The sequence below is a fragment of the Sulfitobacter sp. M368 genome, from assembly GCF_025141875.1.
Taxonomy (GTDB): domain Bacteria; phylum Pseudomonadota; class Alphaproteobacteria; order Rhodobacterales; family Rhodobacteraceae; genus Sulfitobacter; species Sulfitobacter mediterraneus_A.
In genome coordinates this window covers 2,868,519-2,888,017 of sequence record NZ_CP081113.1, presented here as the reverse complement: position 1 = coordinate 2,888,017, position 19,499 = coordinate 2,868,519, and the positions used below count along the sequence as shown (strand labels likewise).

The following is a 19,499-nucleotide window of genomic DNA, read 5'->3' as shown; positions in this document are numbered from 1 at the left end:
CCGCGTCGACGATATTGTCAAAGGATGCTGCTGGAATATCCCGTGCGCCGTTTCAGTGCGACGGCCAAGAGGCCATTCCAGATTACCAGCGAAACAGCCGTGGCAACCGCCGCCCCTTCCATGCCATAGCGCGGCACCAAAGCGAGGTTCAGCGCCGCGTTCACCAAGACAGAGGTCGAAACACCAATCAGCGTGAGCGTCTGATGGCCGGTCATGTTCAGGATCAGCGCGACCGGTCCAAAACACGCATTCGCGAGCTGACCAAAAGTCAGGATGACCAAGGCCCAAAACGCGCCCTCATAGCTGCTGTCGAAAATGAGGATCAAAAGATGCCTGCCGAACACCCAGGTGATCGCTGCCCCCCCGATGCCGAACACCGTAATGATCCGCGCCGCCTTGGTGATTGTGGCCTGTAGTTCGGCGCTGTTCCCTTCGGCGTGTAATTTCGCAATCTGCGGCATGATCACGGTGTTGACCGCGCCGAGACCAAAAACCGCAATGGTCGACAGCACTGCTGCAGCGTTATAAAGACCGACCTGGGCGTCGGTACTCAAGATCCCGAGCATCACAATATCAAGGTTATTGTTGATCAATTGCACGCTTGCTATGGCCCCGAACGATAGGGTTGAGATGGTCAAGTCCCGGCTGCGGGTGGTCTTGGCTTGGCCCTGTATTTGCGGCCAGAAACGAAAATCTGATCCACGTTTGAGCAACGCCACCGACAGGGCCGCATCTGCCACCAAGGCCAGTGAAAAAATCAGCAGGGCGGCCGACACCGACAAAGCTGCCGGATCGCTGGCGATCCAAACACTGGCCAGCACCACAATTGTCAGAACCGGCCGCAGCACATGCTCGGGAAACTGGCTTTGCACCGTGTGGCCCATGCCATGCAATACACCGCTCAGCAATTTTGGTGCAGGCAAAAGCACATAGATCCCAAGACCCAGCGCCATGTGCCATTGCAGGTCCGTGTCGTTGATTCCCCATGCGATCCAGACGGCCAATGCGACTGCAAACACTCCGGTGGCCCAGATTGCGCGGTGCAAGGCCCATGTCCAGATTTGCCTGCTGTGCCCCGTGCCCGCATGGGCGCGGGCATAGGCAATCTCACGAACCAATGTCTGCCGCAGCCCAAACGCCAGAGGCATGGACAGGATGGTCATAACCGCGAGGACAAAAGAATATTCGCCAAACTTTTCGGGTTGCAGCAACCGCGCAATCATCGCAGTCGCCGCAGCGCCTAACATAAGGCCACACACCCGAATGACCATGGTCCCTAAGGTCTGGCGCTTTTCCATCTGGTTTATGGTTTCCTTTGCCGCGCGAGCACGGTGCTTTGGGTTGCCCGCTAAAAGAACGCTGACAGAGAAAACTCGATATAGCTGTTTCCGTCCACAGAAGAGAGCGGATCTGTCAGACTGTCAGACACCACATGGTTGGCATTAATGCCGACACGCAAGCGCTCGCCTATCCGGCGCGACGCGGATAGGGTGTAAATCTGGGAACTCTGATCGAGGTCGTAAAAGACCCCCAGGTTAAAGCGGCTGTCGTTTGTGTCATTGGCGATGAAATTCACGCCAACAAACACATCATCGTCATAAACGGTGACCGGTTGGCGGCCGCTCCGATCATCATAGTGATATTCCAGCGCAAGGGTCAGGGTGCCGTCGCCGCCCATCAGATTGTGAAAAGAATGATCGCCCCCAACGATGGCGCCGACGAAACGTTCACCAGATGCTTCCCGCAGGAACCCTTCAAACCGCAATTGCGTGTTTCCTTCGGCGTAGACTGTGGTCAGGCCCAGTTGCCTGATCTCCTGGTAGTAGGGTGTCACGGCAGTGAAGGCATCTGTTCCCGCGTCTGCGGCGGCCTTGGCCACTGTCTTTCCGCTGTTGTAGCCTGCCAATACATCGTCGTTGAATTGTGCGCAGGCCAAGGCGCTGACCGCGCTATCGGCGCTTATGCAACCGGGCATCCTGAGGGACTCGCGGGCGGTGCCCTGATAGGCCGACACACCGACGTCCAATGAACCCTCGCCCAGAGAGAACCCATGGGTGTAGCGCAACGCAAAATCGGGGCTGTTGCTGTCTTCGTAGCGGACCAATCCATCATCGGTATAGAATGGGCCACGCTGACGGGTGGCACGACCACCAAAATTGCCGCGCACACTGTCGCCCAAGGCATAGACACTGAATGTACCGATATCTGTAAACAGATTTGCGTTCGCCATGGGTGTACCGATCAGATCGCTGTTGCCGACCTGATTTGTTCTGTTCTTGGCGTTCATCACGTTGACGATGGTGCGGCCGTTGCTGACCCCCCAATCTTCGACATTGTAGCCCAGAACCAGATCCCAGTTTTCAAAACTGTTGGTGAAATATGCCTTCTGAATGTTAAAGAGCGAGCGGTCGTTTTCATCATCATTCAGGCCAGCGAATTGAAACACAACTTCGCCCGTGCCAACACCGAAACTGCCGTTCAGCTGGAAGCCGACAAAAGGGTGAAATCCGGCTTCGGCTTGCCCTGCATATTGGCCGTCGTCAAAGTAATAGCGATATCCAAGGTCAATCCGTCCACTGAGGTTCAACGGGTTGCCTTCCGCCCATGCCGGAACGGCCCAGGCGGAGGCCATAACCGCAGCTGCGCAAAGACGTTTCATACCCAAATCGACCCCAATTAAACTGCCTTTCAGACGGGCACAGTATCCCAGCATGGCACAGGCGCAATCACATGGCCGCAGTCGTGGTCACAATCTTGATCATTGGTGCGGGATCGACACGCCCTGGCTCTACCGCCATTGCCGCTCAATCAAGTGGAATTTTCCCCTTCCCGATACTGTTGCTCCGTCATGTTTGTGTTAAACGTAAAATTCTTGGGGAGAATGTACCGGACCGTTTTGACGGCGATGCATTTTGGTGCGCTATAGGAAGACACGCATGAAAGATCAAAACCGCGACGCTGCAGCCGGTATTCATGAGCCGATTGCGATCGTTGGCATGTCCTGCAATCTGCCTGGCGACAACCGAACTCCAGCCGATTTTTTCGATTTTCTTCTTAAAAAACAATGCGGTATTGTTGAGATTCCCAAAGACCGCTGGGGCGTTGATGTTTTTTATGATCCCGATCCGGCAGCGATTGCCAAATCGGTGAGCAAATGGGCCGGTTTTATCAAGGATGTGCGAGGCTTTGATGCCAAATTCTTTGGCATTTCCCCGCGCGAGGCCGCCGGCATGGATCCGCAGCAACGCCTGGTTTTGCAAGGTGCGGTTGAGGCGATGATGGATGCGCAAATTCCGCTAGAAGAATTTGCCCGCAAAAGCACAGGCGTGTTCATCGGAATTTCCCAATCCGAATATCGCACTTTGCAGGAAATGCGCATTACCAGCACCGAAAGCTATGCCGGCACCGGGTATGCGCTTTGTATCAGTGCCAACCGGATTTCGCACCGGCTCAACCTCACAGGGCCAAGCTATGCGGTTGATACGGCCTGTTCGTCCTCGCTGACGGCGTTGGATCAGGCGGTACAAAACCTGCGCACCGGCGCTTGCGATATGGCGATTGTGGGCGGCGTGAACGCGATGACGCACCCGTCGCCGTTTCTGGCATTTTCCAAGGCGGGCATGATCTCTCCGACGGGGCGCATTTCGACCTTCGATGCCGCCGCCAACGGTTTTGTGCGCGGCGAAGGGGCGGGTATGATCGTGATCAAGCCCCTCAGCCATGCGCAGGCGGACGGCGACCGTATCCATGCTGTTATCGAGGGGACAGCTGCCAATCAGGATGGATCAACCAATACCATTACCGCACCAAACCAACAGGCCCAGATCGCGATGCTGCGCAGCTTGTTCAACGCAGCCCCAATTGGACCTGAGCAGATCGGCTTTGTCGAGGCCCACGGGACCGGAACACCCATTGGCGATCCGATTGAGGCGGGCGCAATTGGCACGGTAATCGGCCAGAACACGCCCGACCATCCTGTCTATATAGGGTCAAGCAAGGCCAATGTTGGCCATCTTGAAAGCGGCGCTGGCATCACCGGTTTGATCAAGGCGGCGATGGCTGTGAAAACGGGGATAGTGCCGCCCAATATCCATTTCAAAAACCCCAATCCATATATCCCGTTTGATGCGTTGAACCTTGAGGTGCCGGTGAAACCCGAAGCCTTCCCGGATAGGGACGGTGCAAATTACGCTGTGGTCAATTCCTTTGGATTTGGCGGCGCAAACGCCTGTGCGTTGCTGTCCTCGCCGCCTGAGAAATCCTATAGTTACCATCCGGTTCCGCCACAGCAGCCTGCGCCGCCGCTGGCAGGCCAGGAAGACGGCTTTCCCCATCTTGTTCCGGTATCCGGTGCCACGGAGGAGGCTTTGCAAGCCAACGCGGCGGCACTGTTGGATGCGATGCGCGGCAAGGGGGCGCTGGCCAAAACGACCCTAGCCGATATTGCGGCGGCACTTGCCACCAAACGCAGCCATTTAATGTACCGGGCCGTGATACTGGCCCGTAGCACTGCGGAACTGAGAAAGGCGCTCAAGGCCTTGGCGGCAGGCGAAACCGATGCCCCCAACATCATCACCGGGCAAAAGCAAACCAGCAACAAGCTGTGCTTTACCTTCTCCGGGCAAGGCAGCCAGTGGTGGGGCATGGCCCGCGACCTGCTTGAACGCAACGCCGTGTTTTCGAGTGCTGTTGACGCCTTTGATGCCGAGTTTATCCCGGTTGCAGGCTGGTCAATCCGTGCAGAACTGCTCAAGGATAAAGACAGCAGCCGCATTGATGACACCACCGTCACCCAGCCGGCGCTTTTTGCCATTCAATCGGGCCTCGCCGCGCTTTGGAAAGAATTTGGTGTTGAGCCGGATATGGTTGCAGGCCACTCCATCGGTGAGGCCGCGGCCAGCTATATCGCTGATGGTCTGTCGCTCAGCGGTGCGGCCAAATTCCTTTCAAAGCGCGGTGTGATCCGTGACCAGCTGGGCGCAAAAGGTGCGATGGCCGCCATTGGCATGAACCAGGCTGATGTTGAGGCGATCCTGCCGGAGCATGGCAAATTGGGCATTGCTGCGATCAACGGTCCCGGTTCGACCACGATCAGCGGCGACTTTGATGCACTGCATGAGTTTGTGGAAGAATTCGAGTTGCTCAACCCCGATACCTTCATTCGGGCTTTGACGGTCGATACCGCATGGCATTCCTTTCATCTGGACGCTGGCGAGGACTGGTTCCGCCGCGAGATGGCGACGATTGATTGGTCTGTGCCAACCTTGCCGTTTATTTCGACGGTGACGGGGCAGCCTGAAACGAGATTTGATACAGATTATGGCTGGCTCAACCTGCGGCGGCCAGTCCGGTATCAGGCGGCGATTGAGACCGCCATCGACATGGGGGCGAACCTGTTTGTGGAGCTTGGCCCGGCAGCAACTCTTGCCGGTCCTACCAAAAGCACGGCCCTCGAAGCGGGCGCATCGGTCACTGTTTTGAATACGATCAACCGCAAGGACAACGATTTTGACACCATGGCCCGTGCTGCCGCGGCGATGTTTGCCATGGGCTACCCGCTGAATTGGCCGGCGATCACCGGCACGCCAACTGGCCATGTCGAATTGCCGCAAAACCAATGGGTGGAAGAACCGTTCTGGCAAGACAGCGAAGAAAGCCGCGGCCTGTTGTTCACGCCGATCAAACACCCGTTTCTGGGGATGCCGGAACGTGGCAACGGCACGACATGGACGTCCGAGATCAACCTCAAGGCCTATCCCTATCTCAAAGATCACCGGATGCAGTCCGATGTGATTTTCCCGGCGGCGGGATATGTCGACACGATGATTGCCCTGTGCCGCGATCAGTTTGGCCCCGACAAAATCATCGAGGTGGAAAACGCGATTATCCACGAGGCCTTGTTCATCAATGCTGATGACGAGGTACTGTTCAGCAATGTCTACGATCCCGAACGAGGGCGCGTGAAACTTTATTCGCGGATCCGCGACGCCGAGGATGACTGGGTGCTGCGCAGCGAGGCGAAGGTGCGCATTCTGGATGTGGAGGCGCCGAAGGCCCGGCCTTTCGACCCGGAAGACAGCGCCTTTGAAAAGATTGATGCAGCTTATGTGTATGATGTGGATGCTTCCACCGGATTGATCAATTATGGCGCGGCGTTTCAGACGGTCGAAGATCTGTGGATGTCGCGAAACAAGACCGTCGCCAGGATTGTTCTGCGCGACGAAGGTCAGGCGACCAAAGACCGGCATCACCTGCACCCGACAATGTTCGACGGGTGTCTGCAAATTCTTGAGCCGAGCATGACGCTCAAGAAGGTTGCGCGGGGCCGTCAGCCTGGTGATCCGGTGTGCCTGCCGGTTGGCGTGGGCCGGATGCGTGTCTATGCGGATTTCCCGGATGAGGTGATTGTCAGGGCTGATCAGTTCAAAAACACCAAGGACACCGACGCCTCGGTCGGCTTTACCGTGATGGATCTGGACGGCACCGTTCTCATGGTGGTTGAGGATGTTCGGGTAAAATTGCTGCCCTCGAAAAAGGCCGACGAAGAGGGTGAGGGTGTTCCGGCGCATTTTGTCCGGCAGGACATTGTTGAGTTGCGCGAGCCATTGAGCGCCGATCCAAACGCTGGTCATTGGATTGTTCTGACCGATCGCGGCGTGGATGAATCCAGGCTGGTTGCGGCGATGCAAGGGTTTGGCGCTGATATCCGCTGTATTTCACGCGATGCGCTGAGCGATGATCCCGGCGGCGCGCTGGCCGATATGCTGGGCACCCAGATCGAAAACGGCGGCGTGAGCGGCATAGTCGTGGGCTGGCCGCTTGGCCTGAGCGAGGTAAGCGAAGACACTGGCACAGACGCGTTGTTCGAACCCATCGACGCCTGTGTAAAAGACATCATCTCACTTGGGGAGTTGATGGATTACGCGCGTGCGGGCACCAATGGATTGCCTGATTTTGTTTTCTTGACCTCGGGGGCCTATCCTGACGCAAAGAGCAAATCAGGTGACGCGGCCATCCTGTCGCAGATGCCGATTGCCGCTATGGTGCGCGGGCTCGCCACCGAAGCGCCCGAATACAATGTGCGGGTGATCGACGCTGATGTAGGCGCACTGAAAGCACCGCAGTTGCTGGCCCGCCATATCCTGACGCCCGGTCCGGATACCGAAATCATTCTTCGTGACAATACTTGCCTTGCGCCGCGTTTGCACCATGCCGAGGTCCAGGATTTTGACGCAAAGACACTGACCGTCCTGCCAAGTGATACCACCACCAACTTTCATGCGACTATGCCAGCGCCCGGTGTGATCGATCAGGTGCGCTTGGTCGAAATTCCGCTTGCCCCAATTGGGCCAAATGAGGTGCGCGTGCGCGTTTCTGCGGTGGGCCTGAACTTCCGCGATATTATGGCGGTTACGGGGCTGTTGCCCAGCGAAGCCGAGCCGGAACCTGCGTGGCAAAATCTTGGGCTTGAATTCGGCGGCACAATCGAAGCGGTCGGCGAGGAGGTCAGCCGCTTTGAGCCCGGTGACCGCGTCATGGGGCTTGGAAAACGGTGTTTGCAACGCTTCATGACCATACATTCCGATGCGCTGACGCGCGTTCCGGATCATATTTCGCTGGCCGAGGCGTCCACCATTCCGAGCGCCTTTGCGACGGCCCATTACGCGTTAAACCACGTTGGAAGGATGCGCCAAGGGGAGAAAGTATTCATCCACGTGGCGACAGGCGGTGTGGGCACTGCGGCAGTTCAACTGGCGCAAGCGGCCGGAGCCGAGATTTTTGCAACGGCAGGCAGCCCTGCCAAACGGCGTCACCTAAAGGCGCTGGGCGTGCAGCATGTGATGGATTCACGCTCACTTAAATTTGCCGATGACGTGATGCGGATCACCAAGGGCAACGGCGTTGATATTCTGCTCAATTCCCTGCCGGGAGACTTCATCGCCAAGGGGCTTGATATCATGGCGCCCTATGGCCGGTTTCTGGAGATCGGCAAGCGCGATGTCTACGAAGACGCTGCCATTGGCATGAAGGCACTGCGCCGCAATGTGTCGCTGAGCGTTCTGGACCTCGCTGCAATGGGTGAGGAACGCCCGGACCTCATGGCCGATCTCTTTTCCGAGCTGGCCGAGATGTTGACTGCGCAATCCTTGACGGCTTTGCCTCTGACGGAGTTTCCCGTAAGCCGTCTAAGTGATGCGATCCGGTTCATGAGTCAGGCCAAACATATGGGCAAAGTGGTTGTGTCTTTGGAAGAAGACCGCTTTGAGATCAAGCGCGATGAAACCCGCGCGGTAAGCCTGTCTGCGGATGCGAGCTATCTTGTGACTGGGGGTACTGGCGGGTTCAGCCTGAGCGTTGCCGACTGGTTGTCCCGCGTTGGGGCAGGGCATCTTATTCTTGCGTCCCGCTCTGGCAAGATCGCCAAGGCAGACGAGAAAAAGATCAAGAAACTACGGGATCGTGGCACCGAGGTTTCGATTGTCGCGCTGGATATTAGTGACACCGATGCCGTGGATCAGTTTGTCAGCGCCGCGCAGGGCAGTGACAGACCGCTCAAAGGTGTGGTGCATGGCGCGGCGGTGATCAAAGATGGATTTGCCAACCAGCTCACGCCAGAAATGATCACCGATGTGCTGTCTCCCAAGATCAAAGGAGCATGGAATCTGCACCGTGCCTTTGCTGCCACCGGTACAGAGCCTGATTTCATGATCGGTTTTTCCTCCATTGCGCAGGCAACGGGATCGGCAGGGCAGACCAACTACATTGCCGGCAACGCCTTTTTGGACGCGCTTGCACATTACCGGTTGTCATTGGGCCGTCCGGGCACCGCGATCGACTGGGGTGTGATTGCAGATGCCGGGTTTGTGTCCCGCAACAGCGCCTTGGCCTCCTATCTGGAAAGCGTAGGACAATTCGGGCTTGATCGCAAAGACACAGACGCCGCCATGGAATTGGCAATTGCCCGCGATGCGCCGACGTTTGTCTACTCCCGCGCGGACTGGGCGCAGGTGGCCCGCGCCAACCCTGCACTCGGCGCATCGCCGCGTCTGGCCAGCGTTCTTGATGCGACGGGCGGTGGCACAACCGAAATCCGGGCGCGTCTGATGCAATTGTCGGGCGAGGAACTGATCTCTGAGGCCGAGGATTACATTAAGGATGAGATCACCAACGTCCTGAAGATCGAAAAGAGCGTCATCCAGGTGGAGCGCCCGATGAGCGAACTGGGCCTCGACAGCCTGTCTTCGTTTGAACTGAAGATCCGCATAGAAACGGCCCTGCAAGCCACGATCCCGGTGTCAAAGTTCCTGCAAGCGCCCTCCATCCGCGAATTGTCAACCATGCTTGCCGCCGAGATTGAATTGATCCGCCGGGCCGAAGCGGCTGCTTTGGCGCAGGGAGAGGCGTCAGGGGTAACGTTGGGCGAAGGAAAAACTTCTGGAGGATTCGCCGCAAGCAACAGGCAGATCGGGGTGCTGCGCGATGTGGCCGCGCCTATGACATCGGAACCTGCGCAAGCCGCGATGGAACATTCCGCCATTTGCAATCTGGAGAAACACATCGCCGCAGGCGACCTTGAAAAAGCCCTCCGCAAAGTCGAACGCCGCCATCCGCTGTTGACCATGAGGGTCGGGTTGGATGGCCAGATCAAACCCGGCGGTCCGGGTGTGACGCTTATCCAGGGAACAGATGATACGCCTCTTGAGGTTGCAAGCGGCGCATGGGCGCGGCTGTCCTGCCAATATCAGGACGATCAGACGTTTCTTGCCCTGCGCCTGCATCACGCGGCTGGGGATGCCGCTTCGGCAGATTTGCTATTGCAGGAAATCACGCAGGTGCTGGCGGGCGAAGCTTTGGCAAAACCGGTGCCGCGTCGCAAGCTCTTGTCACATCTGGTCAACGGCCGGTTTGACGCGGAAGACCCGGCTTCACAACAAGACCGTGCGTTCTGGTGGTACGCGCTTTCTGCGGCGCCAGCCCGCCCGGTGCCGTTCAGCACCCGCAGTCGCGCGCTCGTGCCGCCTCTGGCTGGCCGAAACCACGGGCCAGCGGAGGTGATCACTGCATCGGTCTCAGGCGTGCGGACAACCTCCACATTGCTATGTGCCTTTGCAACGGCCCTGCGCGATGCCACCCGCAGCACAGGTCCGGTTCTGATCGGACGAAGAACCTCACTGCGCGCGGGTTTGCCGAAGGGATCGGCCATTGGCCCCTTTGACGTCGAGCAGCCCCTGCCAGTGCCGACCACCCGTGCAGGACGCGCCGATCTGGCGCAATTTGACCGCGTTCTGGCCGCCGCGGACAAGCACCGCAAATTTGACAGCTATGCTGCCGCGGCGGAGTTCGCGTCGGCCTTTGAAGATTGGGATGTCTCGCCCTTCCAGATCCTCTTTGAAGAGGTTGATACGCTTTCCAGCGTTGCGCCGCGCAATCTGTTGCATGATGTTTGGTTGCAGGTGTGCATTCAGGACGACCAAACCCGTTTGCGACTGATCTATGATCGCGATGTTGTAACGCCGCAGACGGCGCAATCTGTGTCAGATACTCTGCTGGCCAGTCTGGCGCAGGTAGAACCCGTTTGATGGCAGAAAAGGAGATAGCGGCGCCTGCGAAGCCAACGATCTATCCTGTCACGATTTGGCAGCAATACCTGCTGGATGAGGCGAACCACCCTGACTGTACCGATGATCTGCGGGACAGGTTTATCCTGTCCAATGCCTTTCTCGTGCGCCCCAAAATTGATCTGCGCCGCATGCGCAGGGCCGTGGACAAGCTACGAGAACGGCACGACAGCCTACGCATCCGGCTTTGCCTGATCAAAGACAAATGGCGAGCCGTGATTGACCCGCCGCAAGGCGAAACCATCCGGGAGGTAGATCTGGGAAATTTGAGCGACGAGGATTTTCTGCCCGCTATTTCGGCGATCGCCAATGCGCCCATGCCGCTGATCGACGCCCCCCTGGCCGAGGTCATCGTGGCCCATTGTGGCGCGCGCGGTGATGTTCTGATCACACGGGTGCATCATGCAATTACCGATGGTTACGGTATGGTGGTCCTGACTGAAGATTTGACCAAGCTCCTGATCGGACTGCCTGTCACAGGCAAGGCTGTATCGCACGCCGAATATATCAAGCGGTTCCAATCCCCCCGTCCCAGCCAGGCGCTCAAGACCAAAACATTCTGGGAAGATCTTCACCGCGATCTGCCACCAGAGCCAAATGTCGGGCGAAAGGCAAAGGGGATCGAACCCCTATCCTATGCGCTGGGAAAGGTAGACCAACGGCAACTTTTCTGCCGGGCCACTCCGGACAGCCTCCGATCCTTCGAAGCGGCGGCCAAAGCTGCAAACCTCAGCGCAACGACGCTTCTCTTCGCAGCCTATCTTGAGGCAATTTGCCAGTGCTATAATCTGGATCGGCTGATGTTTATGGTTGCGATCTCTCGCAGTGATCCTGCCCTTGATACCTATGTGGGGGATCACACGCTCGATCCGTTTCTGCCATACAAAGCTGTTGGGCCGTCGCGCATAATGGAGGGAGCCAAAGCCCTTGCAGATACCTTTGCCGAGGCGATGGCCCATCTGCCATCTGATGCGGCACGCCGGGGAACGCCTTATCAACGCAGGTTGATCGAACGTGGGTACAACCTCAGCCAGTTTTCCGTGCATCAACCCCGCGCCATGTCCCGCCAAGACAGGTCCATGTTCAGCGAGGGGTTTTACGCAGGGGTAGGGGCTATCCAGAAGATCGGACCCTTCACGCTTGAAGCGTTGGATATTTCGGTCCGGCGGCGACGGTTTGCGGATATGCGACTTGAGGCGGGATCGGCCAAGGTTCGCACCGGGTTTGGCCTGTCCTATGACGGTATCAGCTACACCGAGAATGAAAGCACAACGATTGCAAACACGATCTGCCAATTGCTTGATCTGGAACCGGTGGGCATGGATTTGACATGACCACGGACCGGGCCCCCAAAGAACCTATCAACCTGCGCCAGTTCGGTCTGCACCCCCTGTCGCTGCGGCTTTGGCACGGGATGGCGCTGGATGCATGGCTGCGTGCGATGAAGGGAAAGTGGCATATGGTTTCGCCCAGCCGCTACCCGCTGGTTGCGATGATCACCCTTTTCAGCATCAGCAACTTGGGGCTCAAATGGCTGTCGCAACTAATCTATGGGCGGCGTTTGGCGAAGGTTCGAATAGAGCCTGACCCAATATTTGTCATCGGGCATTGGCGCAGCGGGACAACCTGGCTGCATCAATTGTTGATCTCTGATCCGCGCCATGCCGCGCCGGATGTAAGAGCCTGTTTCCGCCCCGAAACCTTTTTGGTCGGGCGACGTTTGTTGACGCCTGTGCTGCGCTGGGCGATGGATGGAAAGCGCCCCATGGACAATGTCCATCTGAAATTGGAAAGTCCTGAAGAAGACGAGCACGCAATTGCACTTTCCGGCGCTTTGTCTCCTTACCTTCATAACATGTTTCCCAATAACGTTCGCCGGATCCCGACGAACCCAGAAGACATGAGTGAGTCAGATGCGGCGGATTGGCGCAAAAAGTGGCTGGCCTTCTTGACACGTGTCCAGTTTGTGAACCCCGGACAACGGCTGGTTCTGAAGTCCCCCCCACATACGATGCGGACAAAAGAGATCCTGCGCATTTTCCCGAATGCAAAATTCATCCACATCGTCCGCGACCCTTATAAGGTGTTTTTATCAAACAGAAATTCGCGGACCGCGATGCATTCGGTTTCATCCCTTCAAGATCATCTACCTGTGCCGGAACAACGCGATGCGAGCATGATCAAACGGTCGGTTGCGTTTCACAAGCAGTTCGACAAGGACCGGCAGCATATCCCCGACGAACAGATCATGACATTGCGTTATGAAGATCTGCGGGCTGATCCAGTCACAGTGATGCGCGGCATATATGATCATCTGGATTTGGGTGATTTCGCCCCGATTGAGGCGGAACTTGCTGCGCTGGTCGGGCCTGCGCGTCCCTATCAGAACAATCGCTATGAATTGGACGATAAGACCCGTGCAATGGTGGATGAACAATTCGCCGATTTCTTTCGGCGCTATGAATATTTGCACATGGATCAACGTCCGGCGGCAGATCCGTGACGGTCTCAGAGCGGATCACTGACGCATTGTTCCGGTTTCGGTTTGCCGCAATGGTGGCTTTCGCTGTCCTGATCCTCGGTCTGGCCGCAGGCATTCCCCGGTTGGAATTCTCATCTGACAGCCGCGGGTTCTTTGGCCGCGGCAACAGTGAATTTGTGGAAGTCTTGCAGATTGAGGACACCTACACGGTCTCCAATACCCTGCTGTTGATGGTCGTCCCGCCACCGGGATCGGCCTTTGCGACCGACACCTTGAAAACCTTGCAGGAAATGACTGAGGACGCATGGCAAATGCCCTATGCCCTGCGTGTCGATTCCGCGATCAATCACATGCATTCCTATGCGCAGGATGACGATATCCTTGTGGAGCCGATGCTTGACGAGGAGGCCGAGATCACGCCAGAGGCGGCAGAGCGGTTTCGCGAATTGGCCATGGCCTCTGACAGCCTGCGCAACACACTATTGTCTGAGAAAGGCGACGCCTATGGGATCACCATGCGTGTCATTCTGCCCAAGGAGGAAGACAAAGCGGTGGCGCGCCGGGACGTGGAGGAATTTCTCAGGCAACTGCGGTCGGACTGGCAGGCATCCTATCCGGGCTGGCAGGTTCATGTCGCGGGTGGATTGCTGGGCAACAGCCTGTTGGCTCAGGTCGCTATTGAAGATATTCAATATCTGGTTCCGGTCGCGCTGTTGGCCGTGGTCGTTCTTTTTACGCTTGCTTTGGGGTCTGTTGCGGCCGTTGCAGCCTCTGTGGTTGTTCTGGTCTGTGCCACATCGGCCACCTTCGGTTTTGCCGGATGGGCCAACGTCGCATTGACCGCGGGCACTGCTATTGGGCCGCTTGCCGTGATGGTTCTGGTTTCCACCAGTTGCGTGCACATCGTGCTTGGCACCATACGCGCCGCCGAAGCGGGGCGCGAGGGCGATCCGTTTCGTTATGCCATTGCGCAGAACATCGCGCCAGTGACCGTCAGCCATTTGACAACGGCATTTGGGTTCCTCTGCCTGAATTTTGCACCGTCGCCGCCATTGGCCCAGATGGGCAATATCGTGGCGTTCGGATTGTTGGTCGGGCATCTTTCCGTATTTGTGCTGTTGCCAATGTTGTTGCACACCGCCTACCCACGCCGCGCGAGCCGCCTGATGGTTGGCGGGCAGCGCATGCGCCAGTTTGCCCGGTGGGTTCTGGTCAGACGTCGGATCTGGCTGATGCTGTTTCCGGTCGCCGGCGGTTTGGCAGTGTTCGGTATCTTTCGGCTGGATTACGACGACAATGTCATCCGCTATTTCGATCAACGCTACGAATTGCGGCAGGACGCCGAGGCCATTCAACAACAGCTGACGGGCCTAGAAACCATGCAGTTCAACCTGCAAGCCCCCGAAGGCCAAAGCGTATTCGAACCGGAGTTCTTGAAAGCGGTGGATCGCTTTGCCGTTTGGTTGGAGGCGCAGCCGGAAGTTGTGGCGGTGTCCTCTCTCCCCCGGATCATCAAAGACCTGAACAAAAGCATGAACGGCGATGCGGAAGACGCCTATGCAATTGCCAAGACCCAACCCGCAAATGCGCAGCTATTAATGTTCTATGAATTGTCATTGCCTGTCGGGATGGATCTCAATGTGATGATGGACGTGGATCGGACGCAAACGCTGCTCACGGCCACCCTGCGCAGCCCGCATAGTTCGGTGGTTCGGACCTTGGCCCAAGATGCCGAAGCGTGGTTGGGCAGAAACGAACCACAAATCGCCACGCGGGCGGCCGGGATGGCGATTGCCTTTGCCCGTATATCCCAGCGCAACAACAGTCAGATGTTGTTTGGTTTTTTGACCGTGCTGGGGATCGTTTCACTCACCCTCATTGTCACCCTGCGCAGCCTGCGCCACGGGGTCATCAGCCTTGTGCCAAATCTGGTTCCAGCCTTGTTGGCCTTTGGACTCTGGGGGTGGTTCATGGGAGATCTGAACTTGGGATCGACAGTGGTGACCACAATGACATTCGGCATCGTGGTCGATGACACGGTACATTTCCTGATGCACTACCTGCGGGAAAGACGGCGCGGCATGAAAGTGGAGGCCGCCTTGGAAGAAACCTTTGCCGTGGTCGGCTCGTCCATCACCCTGACGTCCATTGCCTTGATCCTTGGCTTTGGCATCATGTCGGCATCGGGCTTTTCCATCAATCAACACATCGGTATGTTGACCGCCACGGTGATCGCTTTTGCTTTGTTGTCGGATCTGTTTTTGTTGCCTGCCCTGCTTCGCACCTTTCAAGGAAAATCATTATGACATCGATCCGCCGTACCCTGTTTGGAGTTGTTCTTGGATTCTTGGCCCTTGGGGCGGGCATGGCCATTGCAGAAACCGGTGAACAGCGCGGTTTGCGCCTTGCGACCGAGGCGTCAAACCGCAACGGGGGGTATGAAGACATAACAGTGTCCGGAGAGATGATCCTCAAAACCGCAAGCGGACAATCTGCAACCCGGCGGTTTGACGCCAGATGGGTAACAACAGGGGCAGGGGCCTCGCGGTCCATGCTGATCTTTCGCTGGCCGGGCGACATTCGCAACACCGCGTTGCTGACACATGTCTACGCCGGCAAGAAGGACGATCAGTGGCTATACCTGCCCGCGATGGAACGTGTGCGGCGGATTTCCGGCTCGGGGCGCTCAGGCTCCTTTGTCGGCAGCGAATTCGCCTTTGAGGATATGGCAGATCAAGAGGTGGACAAGTTCAAACATCAATGGATTGCCGAACAGAACTGCCCCGGCGGTGGGCGCTGCCATGTGATCGACAGGTTCCCGACGTCCAAGTCCGGCTATAGCCGCCAGCGGATCTGGCTGGATACGGCCCATTTGCGGTTGCAACAGGTCCATTTCTTTGATCGCCGGGGGGCGCATCTCAAGACACTGTCTTTGTCCGGGTACCGCCAATACAACGGCCGGTTCTGGCGGTCTTCCCGTATGGAAATGGTCAATCATCTGACCGGCGCCCGAACCCGATTGAACTGGAAAGGTTATAAATTCAATCAAGGGCTTCAAAAGAACGCCTTTACCGTCAACGCCCTGCGCCGGATCAGATAGGGCTTGCCAGCCTATTCAGCCAGTTGCAGCTTGAAATTCTGCTTGGTCGCCGCGTCCATTTCCGGCGGTGCGGCTTCGGTCACAATCATCGGCGTGCCACCCGCAGGGGGCAGGACAAGCCCAACCAATGCTGTTGTAGGCAGGAATTTACTGCTGTCGATGGCGTAGATCGTTTGACGGGCAATGCCGGACATGGCGACCGAGATGTCATATTCGCATTGCTCTGCCACGCGGATGCCTTGCACGGGATCGACCTGAGCGGCGGTCAGGATGGCAAAATCGACCTGCATCCGCTCAATCACCTCAAAGGCTGTTCGGTCAAAGGACGCGCCGTCATAATCACGCAATTGGGTGCCGGCCATAAACACCCGATTGCCATGGATCAGGGCCAAGGTGCTGGCGATATAGGCAGAGTTGGTGACGACGGTGAGATCCTGACGTTTTTGCAGGGCTTGGGCCACAAATGCCGCTGTTGAGCCGGTGTCGATGGCAACAGACGCGCCGTCGGGGATCATGTCGGCGATGTGATCTGCGATCTTGGCCTTGGCGGTGCGGTTCTGCTCCATCCTGGCGGCAAAAGGGGCGGTCAGTGGGTTGCCCACGGCGCGGATGGCCCCGTGAAGCTTTTCGATATGCCCCTGATCAACCAGCGGCTTGATGATCCGGCGCACGGTTTGATCGGTCACGTCCAGCATCCGTGCCAGATCCGTCACCGAGACAGTGCCCCGCAAAGCGACGATGTTCGCTATTTGTTGATCATATTTTCCCATGTTTTCTGTATATTACAATTTTCGTTTTGGGGAAAGCGACAAAAAATGTTGTTTTGTGTTGATTTATCGTCATGCTGAGAGAGACTCATCTGGCGGAACGACATGACACAACATCACGTAAAACATCTCATCATCGGCGGCGGCATCATCGGATGTTCCACCGCCTATCATCTGGCCAAGAACGGCGAGACCGATATCGTCCTGCTGGAGAAGGCATCGCTGACCGAAGGGGCGACCTGGCATGCGGCGGGGTTGGTGGGACAGTTGCGATCCTCGCGCAACACCACGCGGATGCTTAAACGGTCCGTTGCGATGTACGATGCGCTTGAGGTGGAAACCGGCATGGCGTTTGACTGGAAAAAAGTCGGATCACTGCGATTGGCGGCGACCAAGGAACGCCTGCTTGAGGCGCAACGCCTGACCACCATGGCTCGCAGTTTCGACCTGGAAATGTCGATGATCACCGCCGAAGAGGCCAAGGCGCTGTTCCCCTATATTGACGCAACCGGTTTGGAGGGCGCCGCCTATATCCCGTCGGACGGCCATGTGGACCCGGCCAGCCTGTGCCAGACCATCGCTGCCGCCGCCCGCAGAATGGGCGTGGATATCCGCCAGGGCGAAAAGGTCGAGGATTTCATCGTTGAAGAGGGCAAGATCTCCCAGGTCATCACCGATCAAGGGCGCTATAGCGCCGATACGGTGATCATGGCCGCAGGCATGTGGAGCCGGGAGCTGGGCGCAAAGCTTGGCATCAAGGTGCCGGCCTGCGCGGTTGAGCACCAGTATATCGTCACCGAACCCTTGCCGCAGCCCGAATTGGTGAAAGGTCTGCCGACCCTGCGTGATCCCGAAAGGTTGGTTTATTACAAGCCAGACGCAGGCGGGCGGCTGGTCATTGGCGGTTATGAAGAAGGCACCTTGCCGTTTGGTGACACCGGCATTCCCGGTGAATTTGTGCGCCAATTGTTGCCCGACAATCTGGACCGGTTTGGACCGCTGGCCGAACTGGCCGCCGAGGTCACTCCGGTGCTCAACGAGGTGGGCATCCGGCAGGTGATCAACGGGCCGATCCCCTATTCGGCGGATGGTGATTTTGTCATGGGCTGGGCACCGGGTTTTGACAATCTGATGATGGCGACCGGGTTCCTTTATGGCATTGCCGCAGGTGGTGGGGCAGGCGAGATGATTGCGGAATGGATCATTGAAGGACGGCCATCATTGGATCTTTGGCCGCTGGACGTGCGCCGTTTTGGCCCGCATCACGGCAGCCGCGCATTCATGTATCCCCGCGCGGTGGAACATTACGCGCATCACTACAAAATGCGCTATCCCGGTCAGGAACATGAAACCGCACGGCAGCTGCGTCTGTCGCCGCTCTATCAAAGTCTGAAAGAAAAGGGCGCGGTCTACGGATCGAAAAACGGCTGGGAGCGGCCCTTGTGGTTTGCACCGGACGGGGTGGACCCCGTGGACCAGCTCGATTTTCTGAATCCCGGCTGGCAGCAGTTTTCCGAACAGGAACACAAGGCGGTGCGCGAAGGTGTGGCGCTGATAGATCAATCCAGCTTTGCCAAGTTCGAGATGTTCGGCCCTTCCGCCTTGGACACGCTGCAGCATCTTGCCGCCTGCAACATGGACAAGCCGGAGGGCAGCGTCATCTATGCGCAGCTGTGTAACAAGGCGGGCGGGATCGAGGCGGATCTGACCATCACAAGGTTGGGCGCAGATCATTTCTATATCGTCACCGGGTCGGGCTTTGGCGTGCATGACGCCGATTGGATCCGCCGCCACATGCCCCAAGATGGCAGTTGTCATTTGATCGAAGTGACCTCGGCCCGCGCGGTGATCAATATCTGCGGTCCCAAATCGCGACAGGTGCTGCAATCGATCTGCGAGGAAGACCTGTCAAACGCGGCTTTCCCCTTTGGCACGGCCCAAAACATCACCCTTGGCGCGGCACCGGTGCGGGCGGTGCGTATCGGATTTGTTGGCGAATTGGGCTGGGAATTGCATGTGCCGACCGAATTTGGCGCACATGTCTATGACCAACTGTGGCAGGCGGGACAGGGACAGGGCATCTGCAATGTCGGCTACCGCGCGATCGACAGTCTGCGGCTGGAAAAGGGGTATCTCTACTGGTCGGGTGACATCTCCCCCGATTACACCCCCATTGAGGCGGGGCTCGGGTTCCGGGTGCATCTGAAATCAGGTGGAGATTTCATCGGCCGCGAGGTTTTGGCGCAGCAAAAGCAGGACGGGCCAAAGCGCCGGTTGTGTACCTTTGTGACGGAGGCCAGGCTGCCGCTTTATGGGGGGGAAACCATCATCCATAACGGGCAAACAGTCTCTCTAGCGACAGCGGCGGGGTTTGGGCATAGCGCCGGCAAAACCATCCTCTTTGGCTATCTGGACAAAGCGCTATGGGATGAGACCGATTTTGAGGTTGAGGTGTTTGGCCAGCGCCATCCCATCGCCAAGGTCGAGGGGCCGTTGTACGATCCAGAAAACACACGATTGAAATCCTAAGG

Annotated in this window: 9 protein-coding genes; 6 read left to right on the top strand and 3 right to left on the bottom strand. The window is 57.4% G+C overall.

Features of this window, described 5'->3' with window-relative positions:
• Positions 1-17: 17 nt before the first annotated feature.
• Together K3754_RS14365 and K3754_RS14360 are read right to left on the bottom strand one after the other, a co-directional pair.
• A complete protein-coding gene (locus K3754_RS14365; protein WP_259943369.1) occupies positions 18-1,271 on the bottom strand; it encodes a flippase in 1,254 nt (417 codons plus the stop codon).
• Positions 1,272-1,348: 77 nt separating this feature from the next.
• Positions 1,349-2,659 carry a hypothetical protein gene (locus K3754_RS14360; protein ID WP_259938166.1) on the bottom strand — a complete coding sequence of 437 codons (1,311 nt, stop codon included), beginning with the start codon at positions 2,657-2,659 and terminating at the stop codon, positions 1,349-1,351.
• Between the two features lie 277 nt (positions 2,660-2,936).
• Here K3754_RS14360 and K3754_RS14355 point away from each other — a divergent pair, with 277 nt between their 5' ends.
• The 5 genes from K3754_RS14355 to K3754_RS14335 are packed head-to-tail and all read left to right on the top strand — an operon-like array spanning position 2,937 to position 16,201.
• Positions 2,937-10,580 carry a type I polyketide synthase gene (locus K3754_RS14355; RefSeq protein WP_259938165.1) on the top strand — a complete coding sequence of 2,548 codons (7,644 nt, stop codon included), beginning with the start codon at positions 2,937-2,939 and terminating at the stop codon, positions 10,578-10,580.
• Entirely contained in the window at positions 10,580-11,953 is a 1,374-nt protein-coding gene (locus tag K3754_RS14350; protein ID WP_259938164.1) for a condensation domain-containing protein, read from the top strand. Before K3754_RS14355 ends, K3754_RS14350 begins: the two co-directional genes overlap by 1 nt.
• Positions 11,950-13,122, top strand: a complete 1,173-nt coding sequence (locus K3754_RS14345) for a sulfotransferase (protein ID WP_259938163.1) — start codon at positions 11,950-11,952, stop codon at positions 13,120-13,122. The genes K3754_RS14350 and K3754_RS14345 overlap by 4 nt, the downstream gene beginning before the upstream one ends.
• Positions 13,119-15,407 (top strand): RND family transporter, encoded by a 2,289-nt coding sequence (locus tag K3754_RS14340; RefSeq protein WP_259938162.1) that lies wholly within the window; start codon positions 13,119-13,121, stop codon positions 15,405-15,407. The genes K3754_RS14345 and K3754_RS14340 overlap by 4 nt, the downstream gene beginning before the upstream one ends.
• The gene (locus tag K3754_RS14335; protein WP_259938161.1) at positions 15,404-16,201 is read left to right on the top strand and encodes an outer membrane lipoprotein-sorting protein; all 798 of its coding nucleotides are present in this window, start codon (positions 15,404-15,406) and stop codon (positions 16,199-16,201) included. The genes K3754_RS14340 and K3754_RS14335 overlap by 4 nt, the downstream gene beginning before the upstream one ends.
• Before the next feature lie 11 nt (positions 16,202-16,212).
• On the opposite strand, the gene K3754_RS14330 is transcribed toward K3754_RS14335, so the two are convergent.
• Positions 16,213-16,971 carry a DeoR/GlpR family DNA-binding transcription regulator gene (locus K3754_RS14330; RefSeq protein WP_259938160.1) on the bottom strand — a complete coding sequence of 253 codons (759 nt, stop codon included), beginning with the start codon at positions 16,969-16,971 and terminating at the stop codon, positions 16,213-16,215.
• A 102-nt stretch (positions 16,972-17,073) separates the two neighbouring features.
• Here K3754_RS14330 and K3754_RS14325 point away from each other — a divergent pair, with 102 nt between their 5' ends.
• On the top strand, positions 17,074-19,497 hold the full coding sequence (locus K3754_RS14325; protein WP_259938159.1) for an FAD-dependent oxidoreductase: 2,424 nt from the start codon (positions 17,074-17,076) through the stop codon (positions 19,495-19,497).
• Positions 19,498-19,499 lie beyond the last annotated feature (2 nt).

Excerpts from the sequence above, each read along its gene's own strand:
- K3754_RS14350 (WP_259938164.1), top strand. The coding sequence starts at position 10,580 with ATGGCAGAAAAGGAGATAGCGGCGCCTGCGAAGCCAACGATCTATCCT.
- K3754_RS14360 (WP_259938166.1), bottom strand. The coding sequence starts at position 2,659 with ATGAAACGTCTTTGCGCAGCTGCGGTTATGGCCTCCGCCTGGGCCGTT.
- K3754_RS14325 (WP_259938159.1), top strand. The coding sequence starts at position 17,074 with ATGACACAACATCACGTAAAACATCTCATCATCGGCGGCGGCATCATC.
- K3754_RS14330 (WP_259938160.1), bottom strand. The coding sequence starts at position 16,971 with ATGGGAAAATATGATCAACAAATAGCGAACATCGTCGCTTTGCGGGGC.
- K3754_RS14365 (WP_259943369.1), bottom strand. The coding sequence starts at position 1,271 with ATGGTCATTCGGGTGTGTGGCCTTATGTTAGGCGCTGCGGCGACTGCG.
- K3754_RS14335 (WP_259938161.1), top strand. The coding sequence starts at position 15,404 with ATGACATCGATCCGCCGTACCCTGTTTGGAGTTGTTCTTGGATTCTTG.
- K3754_RS14345 (WP_259938163.1), top strand. The coding sequence starts at position 11,950 with ATGACCACGGACCGGGCCCCCAAAGAACCTATCAACCTGCGCCAGTTC.
- K3754_RS14355 (WP_259938165.1), top strand. The coding sequence starts at position 2,937 with ATGAAAGATCAAAACCGCGACGCTGCAGCCGGTATTCATGAGCCGATT.